At 67.3% G+C, this 7,483-nt stretch carries 9 protein-coding genes and 1 pseudogene; 9 read left to right on the top strand and 1 reads right to left on the bottom strand.

The features are described from left to right. Positions 1 to 37 precede the first annotated feature (37 nt). Positions 38 to 235, bottom strand: a pseudogene (locus tag G3N93_RS30250) (flagellar biosynthesis protein FlgA); the annotation flags it as partial. Positions 236 to 439: 204 nt separating this feature from the next. Here G3N93_RS30250 and G3N93_RS30245 point away from each other — a divergent pair. From G3N93_RS30245 to G3N93_RS30205, 9 genes are all read left to right on the top strand, one after another. Continuing rightward, positions 440 to 928, top strand: a complete 489-nt coding sequence (locus tag G3N93_RS30245; protein ID WP_174947402.1) for a flagellar basal body rod protein FlgB — start codon at positions 440 to 442, stop codon at positions 926 to 928. A 40-nt stretch (positions 929 to 968) separates the two neighbouring features. Continuing rightward, complete coding sequence (flgC, locus tag G3N93_RS30240; protein ID WP_011353470.1) at positions 969 to 1,394, top strand: flagellar basal body rod protein FlgC; 426 nt, start codon at positions 969 to 971, stop codon at positions 1,392 to 1,394. 54 nt (positions 1,395 to 1,448) lie between these two features. Then, on the top strand, positions 1,449 to 2,207 hold the full coding sequence (locus G3N93_RS30235) for a flagellar hook assembly protein FlgD (protein WP_174937542.1): 759 nt from the start codon (positions 1,449 to 1,451) through the stop codon (positions 2,205 to 2,207). A 33-nt stretch (positions 2,208 to 2,240) separates the two neighbouring features. Continuing rightward, positions 2,241 to 3,482: a flagellar hook protein FlgE gene (gene flgE / locus G3N93_RS30230; protein WP_174937544.1), complete on the top strand. Its 1,242-nt coding sequence runs from the start codon at positions 2,241 to 2,243 to the stop codon at positions 3,480 to 3,482. A 19-nt stretch (positions 3,483 to 3,501) separates the two neighbouring features. Next, entirely contained in the window at positions 3,502 to 4,260 is a 759-nt protein-coding gene (gene flgF, locus G3N93_RS30225) for a flagellar basal-body rod protein FlgF (RefSeq protein ID WP_174937546.1), read from the top strand. Between the two features lie 34 nt (positions 4,261 to 4,294). Then, complete coding sequence (gene flgG, locus G3N93_RS30220; protein WP_174937548.1) at positions 4,295 to 5,083, top strand: flagellar basal-body rod protein FlgG; 789 nt, start codon at positions 4,295 to 4,297, stop codon at positions 5,081 to 5,083. 20 nt (positions 5,084 to 5,103) lie between these two features. Next, a complete protein-coding gene (gene flgH / locus G3N93_RS30215; protein ID WP_011353465.1) occupies positions 5,104 to 5,796 on the top strand; it encodes a flagellar basal body L-ring protein FlgH in 693 nt (230 codons plus the stop codon). Between the two features lie 5 nt (positions 5,797 to 5,801). Further along, positions 5,802 to 6,980 carry a flagellar basal body P-ring protein FlgI gene (locus G3N93_RS30210; protein ID WP_174937552.1) on the top strand — a complete coding sequence of 393 codons (1,179 nt, stop codon included), beginning with the start codon at positions 5,802 to 5,804 and terminating at the stop codon, positions 6,978 to 6,980. Then, on the top strand, positions 6,981 to 7,483 hold a 503-nt coding region (locus G3N93_RS30205; RefSeq protein ID WP_206134596.1), incomplete at its 3' end, for a rod-binding protein. It abuts the gene before it with no gap.

Genomic DNA, 7,483 nt, shown 5'->3' with positions numbered 1-7,483 from the left:
CTCGCTCTCCCCGCTTGCGCACCCTCTTCCCCTACACGCCCCCCGTCCGATCTCCGCTCGCCGCATTGGCGTGCGCGAGCGCGGTTTCGGCCGTCTCGCCGCGCCCCGGAATCACGATCATCCCGTCGTCCGCGTGCGCGGCCGGGGCGGCGATCCACAGCGCCGCGGCGAGCGCAAACGCACGCCGGACGTGCGTGAGCCGCCCGTTCCTTCCGCGAAGTGCGCTGCCAGTCATCGCCGTATCCCCGATCCGTTGCTCCGCTTCGCATTCTAGGGAGCGGGGCGGTCGCGCAAACGATGAATAGAGGGGGCCTTTGCCGCGTTATTCGCCCGATTGCCGGTTGCGTCCGACGCCTACCATCGCTGTCATGGAAAAAAGCCTCTCGAGTCGCCATCCGGCGCGAGGGGCGTGCAGCGCTTCATACGGAGAGACGCACACATGCTGGACAAACTCGATGCGGAATTCGCGTTCGGCCGACAGGCGCTGGACGTACGCGCCTACCGGCAGGAACTGCTGTCGTCGAACATCGCGAACTCCGACACGCCCGGCTACCAGGCCCGCGACGTCGATTTCGCGTCGACGCTCGCGCGCTCGCTGAAGCAGGCGGGCGGCGGCCTCGCGCCGAGCAACGCCGGGCAACTGCCGATGACGCAGCCGGCCGGCGTGACGAGCGGGATGTCGATGGTGTCGACGGCGGCGGGCCACATGGCCGGCACCGCGAAGCTGATCCCGACGGGCGGCCCGTCGGACGACTACGGCCGTGCGCAATACCGGATGCCGCTGCAGCCGGCGCTCGACGGCAACACGGTCGATCTCGACGTCGAGCGCGTGCAGTTCGCGAACAACGCGCTGCACTACCAGACCGGGATGACCGTGATGACCCAGCAGATCAAGGCGATGATCGCCGCGATCACGACGAACCAGTGACGGCGCGCACCGCCACCGAATCCGAGCAAAAGGAGCTTCCATGCCTTCGTTGATGAACATCTTCGGCGTCGCCGGCTCGGCGCTGTCCGCGCAGTCGCAGCGCCTGAACGTCACTGCGTCGAACCTCGCGAACGCCGACAGCGCGACCGGCCCCGACGGCAAGCCGTACAAGGCCAAGCAGGTCGTGTTCGCGACCGACCCGATCGGCGGCGCGCGCACCGCGTCCGGCCAGGGCGTGGGCGGCGTGCGCGTGACGAAGGTGATGGACGACCCGTCGCCGATGAAGTCGACCTACGACCCGTCGAACCCGGCCGCCGACTCGAACGGCTACGTGCAGATGCCGAACGTCGATCCGGTGCAGGAGATGGTGAACATGATCTCGGCGTCGCGCTCGTACCAGGCCAACGTCGAGACGCTGAACACCGCGAAGACGCTGATGCTCAAGACGCTGACGATCGGCTCGTAAGCCGCGCGTCGACCGACCTTACAGACTCGACAGTTCCGACAGAAGGCTCCCAGGATGACTTCCTCCAACACGACGATCGGCAGCAACGGCACGAACGTGTCGAACCTGCCGACCGACACGATGAACACCAACAACGTGTCGAACACCAACGGCACGTCGGCGAGCGACCTGCAGGCGACGTTCCTGAAGCTGCTCGTCACGCAGTTGCAGAACCAGGACCCGACCAGCCCGGTCGACAGCTCGCAGATGACGTCGCAGCTCGCGCAGATCAACACGGTGAGCGGCATCGCGCAGCTGAACACGTCGCTCACGTCGCTGTCGACGCAGCTCACGGCCGGCCAGCAGACGCAGGCCGCGCTGCTGATCGGCACGAACGTGCTCGCGCCGGGCAACGCGGTCGCGGTGAAGAGCGGCGCGGCGTCGCCGTTCGGCGTGTCGCTGTCGAGCGCGGTGTCGAACCTGACGATCACCGTGAAGAACGCGGCGGGCACCGTGGTGAACACGATCAACGCGGGCGCGCAGTCGGCCGGCACCGTGCCGTTCAACTGGACGCCGACCGACGCGGCGGGCAACGCACTGCCGGACGGCAAGTACACCGTCAGCGCGTCGTACACCGACAGCAACGGCACGCCGCAGCCGGCCACGACGCTCGCGGCGTCGACCGTGCAGAGCGTGATCAAGCAGGCGGACGGCACCGCGGGGCTCGTGCTGTCGAACGGCACGACCGTGGGGCTGACCCAGGTTGCATCGATTTTCCCGAACACCACGTCGTCCGCGTCGAATGCGTCCGGCAGCGGCACCACCTCCAACTGATACTGATCGAGCAATCTCGAAACGGAGACCGAAATGGGTTATCAACAGGGTCTGAGCGGCCTCTCGGGTGCATCGAACGCGCTCGACGTGATCGGCAACAACATCGCGAACGCGAACACGGTCGGCTTCAAGTCGAGCACCGCGCAGTTCGCCGACATGTATGCGAACTCGGTCGCGACGTCGACCAACACGCAGATCGGTATCGGCACCGCGCTGAACGCGGTGGAGCAGAACTTCGGCCAGGGCACGATCAACTCGTCGAGCTCGTCGCTCGACGTCGCGATCAACGGCAACGGCTTCTTCCAGATGTCGAACAACGGCGTGACGACGTACTCGCGCGACGGCACGTTCCAGCGCGACAAGAACGGCTACATCGTCGACTCGCAAGGCCGTAACCTGATGGGCTACGCAGCCAACACGGGCGGCGTGATCAACACCGCGCAGACCGTGCCGCTGCAGGCGCCGACGACCAACATCTCGCCGACCGCGACGACCAAGATCTCGGCCCAGTTCAACCTGAACTCGCAGGACACGACGCCGACCAAGACGCCGTTCAGCGCGACCGACAACACGACCTACAACTACTCGACGTCGATCCAGGTGTACGACTCGCTCGGCGGTTCGCAGGCGGTCAACATGTACTTCGTGAAGTCGGCGGCCGGCACGTGGGAAGCGTACGCGGGCGTGCAGGGCGGCGCCACGACGGATCTCGGCACGGTCAACTTCAATTCGTCGGGCACGATCCAGAGCACGACGACGGGCACGCCGCCCACGCCGACCACGTCGGTCGGCCAGTTCCAGTTCACGGTGCCGAACACCGACGGCTCGGCAACGCCGCAGAGCCTCACGCTCGACCTGACCGGCACGACGCAGTACGGCGGCAAGGACGGCGTGAACAACCTCGCGCAGGACGGCTACGCGAGCGGCACGCTGACGACCTACACGATCGGCACCGACGGCAAGCTGACCGGCAACTACTCGAACGGCCAGACCGCCGTGCTCGGCCAGATCGCGCTCGCGAACTTCAACAACCCGAACGGGCTGGTGAACCTCGGCGGCAACCAGTATGCGGAAAGCTCCGCATCGGGCGTGCCGCAGATCTCGGCGCCGGGCAGCACGAACCACGGCACGCTGCAGGGCAGCGCGCTGGAAAACTCGAACGTCGACCTCACGTCGCAGCTCGTCAACCTGATCACCGCGCAGCGCAACTACCAGGCGAACGCGCAGACGATCAAGACGCAGCAGACCGTCGACCAGACGCTCATCAACCTGTAAGCGCGGACATCGAGCAGCCATGGACCGACTGATCTACACGGCGATGACGGGTGCGTCGCAGTCGCTCGACCAGCAGGCGATCGTCGCGAACAACCTCGCGAACGCGTCGACGACGGGCTTTCGCGCGCAACTCGCGACGTATCGCGCGGTGCCGATGAATTTCGGCGACGGCAGCACGAGCGACCCGACGACGACGCGCACCTACGTGCTCGCGTCGACGCCCGGCGCCGACTACGCGCCGGGTCCGATCACGCGCACCGGCAACCCGCTCGACGTCGCCGTGCAGGGCGCGGGCTGGCTGGCGGTGCAGGCGGCCGACGGCAGCGAGGCGTACACGCGCGCCGGCAACCTGCACGTCGACGAGAACGGCCAGCTCGTCAACGCGAGCAACCTGCCGGTGGTCGGCAATGGCGGCCCGATCTCGGTGCCGCCGAACGCGGAAGTGACGATCGGCAAGGACGGCACGATTTCCGCGCTGATGCCGGGCGACCCGCCGACGGCGGTCGCGATCGTCGACCAGATGAAGCTCGTGAATCCCGATCCGGCCACGCTCACGCGCGGCAACGACGGGCTGTTCCGCACCGCCGACGGCAATCCGGCCGATGCCGACCCGAACGTGGTCGTCACGCCGAATTCGCTCGAAGGCAGCAACGTCAACCCGGTGACCGCGATGGTCGCGATGATCGACAACGCGCGCGCGTTCCAGCTTCAGTCGAAGCTGATCCAGACGGCCGACCAGAACGAGCAGTCAGCGAACCAGCTGCTCAATTTCAGCTGAGCGCCCGCGCCAGCCTACGCAGGAGAACTGACAAGTGAACCGTTCGCTCTACATTGCCGCCACCGGCATGAATGCGCAGCAGGCGCAGATGGACGTGATTTCCAACAACCTCGCGAACACCAGCACGAACGGCTTCAAGGCGTCGCGCGCGGTGTTCGAGGATCTGCTGTACCAGACCATCCGTCAGCCGGGCGCGAACTCGACGCAGCAGACGGAACTGCCGTCGGGCCTGCAGCTCGGCACCGGCGTGCAGCAGGTCGCGACCGAGCGCCTGTACACGCAGGGCGGCCTCACGCAGACCGGCAACTCGAAGGACGTCGCGATCAACGGCGCGGGCTTCTTCCAGGTGCTGATGCCGGACGGCACGAACGCGTACACGCGCGACGGCTCGTTCCAGACCAACGCGCAGGGCCAGCTCGTCACGTCGAGCGGCTACCAGGTCCTGCCGGCGATCACGATCCCGCAGAACGCGACCTCGCTGACGATCGGCAAGGACGGCGTCGTGACGATCACGCAGGCGGGCTCGACCAATTCGGTGCAGATCGGCTCGCTGCAGGTCGCGACCTTCATCAACCCGGCCGGTCTCGAAGCGCGCGGCGAGAACCTGTTCTCCGAGACGACGTCGTCGGGTGCGCCGAACGTGTCGCAGCCGGGCCTGAACGGCGCGGGCACGCTCAGCCAGAACTACGTCGAATCGTCGAACGTGAACGTCGTGCAGGAGCTCGTCAACATGATCCAGACGCAGCGTGCCTACGAGATCAACAGCAAGGCCGTGACGACGTCCGACCAGATGCTGCAGACCGTCACGCAGATGAAGAGCTAACCGGAACACCCGTCGTCGCCATGAAGCAGGTTCGCCTCCTCCCGTCAGCCACCGTCCGCGCCGCATGCGCGGTCGCGGTGGCGGCGTTCGCCGCCGGTTGCGCGCAGATTCCGCGCGATCCGATCATCCAGCAGCCGATGACGGCGCAGCCGCCGACGCCGATGTCGATGCAGGCGCCCGGCTCGATCTACAACCCCGGCTACGCGGGGCGGCCGCTCTTCGAGGATCAGCGTCCGCGCAACGTCGGCGACATCCTGACGATCATGATCGCGGAGAACATCAACGCGACCAAGTCGTCGGGCGCGAACACCAACCGGCAGGGCAACACCGACTTCAACGTGCCGACGGCCGGCTTCCTCGGCGGGCTGTTCGCGAAGGCGAACCTGTCGGCGACCGGCAACAACAAGTTCGCGGCGACCGGCGGCGCGAGCGCGGCGAACACGTTCAACGGCACGATCACGGTGACCGTCACCAACGTGCTGCCGAACGGCAACCTCGTGGTCAGCGGCGAGAAGCAGATGCTGATCAACCAGGGCAACGAATTCGTGCGCTTCTCGGGTGTCGTCAACCCGAACACGATCTCGGGCGCGAACTCCGTCTACTCGACGCAGGTGGCCGACGCGAAGATCGAATACTCGGCGAAGGGCTACATCAACGAAGCCGAGACGATGGGCTGGCTGCAGCGCTTCTTCCTCAACATCGCGCCGTGGTGATGACGATGCAGAAGACGCTTCTCGACCGCCTGTCGGCCCGCGCGCATGCCGCCGCGCGGCTCGCCGTCGCGTTCATGGCCCTGGCCTGCGTGTTCGGCGCAACGCCCGCGCACGCGGAACGCCTGAAGGATCTCGCGCAGATCCAGGGCGTGCGCGACAACCCGCTGATCGGCTATGGCCTCGTCGTCGGCCTCGACGGCACGGGCGACCAGACGATGCAGACGCCGTTCACGACGCAGACGCTCGCGAACATGCTCGCGAACCTCGGCATCTCGATCAACAACGGGTCGGCCAACGGCGGCGCGTCGCAGCTGAGCAACATGCAGCTGAAGAACGTCGCGGCCGTGATGGTGACCGGCACGCTGCCGCCGTTCGCGCGGCCGGGCGAGGCGCTCGACGTCACCGTGTCGTCGCTCGGCAACGCGAAAAGCCTGCGCGGCGGCACGCTGCTGCTGACGCCGCTGAAAGGCGCGGACGGCCAGGTCTATGCGCTCGCGCAGGGCAACATGGCGGTCGGCGGCGCGGGCGCCAGCGCGAACGGCAGCCGCGTGCAGGTGAACCAGCTCGCGGCCGGCCGGATCGTCGGCGGCGCGATCGTCGAGCGCGGCGTGCCGAACGCGATCGCGCAGATGAACGGCGTGCTGCAGCTGCAACTGAACGACATGGACTACGGCACCGCGCAGCGGATCGTGTCCGCGGTCAATTCGAGCTTCGGCCCGGGCACCGCGATGGCGCTCGACGGCCGCACGATCCAGCTCACCGCGCCGGCCGATTCGGCGCAGCAGGTCGCGTTCATGGCGCGGCTGCAGAACCTCGACGTCAGCCCGGACAAGGCCGCGGCGAAGGTGATCCTGAACGCGCGCACCGGCTCGATCGTGATGAACCAGATGGTCACGCTGCAGAGCTGCGCGGTCGCGCACGGCAACCTGTCGGTCGTCGTCAACACGCAGCCGGTGGTGTCGCAGCCGGGGCCGTTCTCGAACGGGCAGACGGTGGTGGCGCAGCAGTCGCAGATCCAGCTCAAGCAGGACAACGGCGCGCTGAAGATGGTGACGGCCGGCGCGAATCTCGCCGACGTCGTGAAGGCGCTGAACACGCTCGGCGCAACGCCCGCGGACCTGATGTCGATCCTGCAGGCGATGAAGGCCGCCGGCGCGCTGCGCGCCGACCTGGAGATCATCTAAATGGCAGCCAGTCTCCCGAACGCGAACGACCTCACGCAGCGCTTTGCGCTCGACGTGCAGGGTTTCGACGCCCTGCGCGCGCAGTCCAGGCAGTCGCCGCAGGCCGGCGCGAAGGCGGTCGCCGGCCAGTTCGACGCGATGTTCACGCAGATGATGCTCAAGAGCATGCGCGACGCGTCGCCCGACGGCGGGCTGTTCGATTCGCATACGTCGAAGATGTACACGTCGATGCTCGACCAGCAGCTTGCGCAGCAGATGTCGACGCGCGGGATCGGCGTCGCCGACGCGCTGATGAAGCAGTTGCTGCGCAATGCGGGGCAGGGCGCGGGCAGCGACACGGCGGCTGACGTCGGCGCGGCCGGCCTGGGCGCTGACGGCTTCGGCGCGTCCGGCAACGAAGGCGGTCTTGCCGCGATGAACGCGATGGCGAAGGCCTATGCGAACGCGGCCAACAACGGCGGGCTTGCCGGCACGCGCGGCTATTCGGCCGGCAGCGCGCTGAC

It is taken from the genome of Burkholderia sp. Se-20378 (assembly GCF_017104665.1).
GTDB lineage: Bacteria > Pseudomonadota > Gammaproteobacteria > Burkholderiales > Burkholderiaceae > Burkholderia > Burkholderia lata.
Note: the sequence above shows the minus strand (reverse complement) of the source record. Positions and strands in the feature narration are given on the sequence as shown.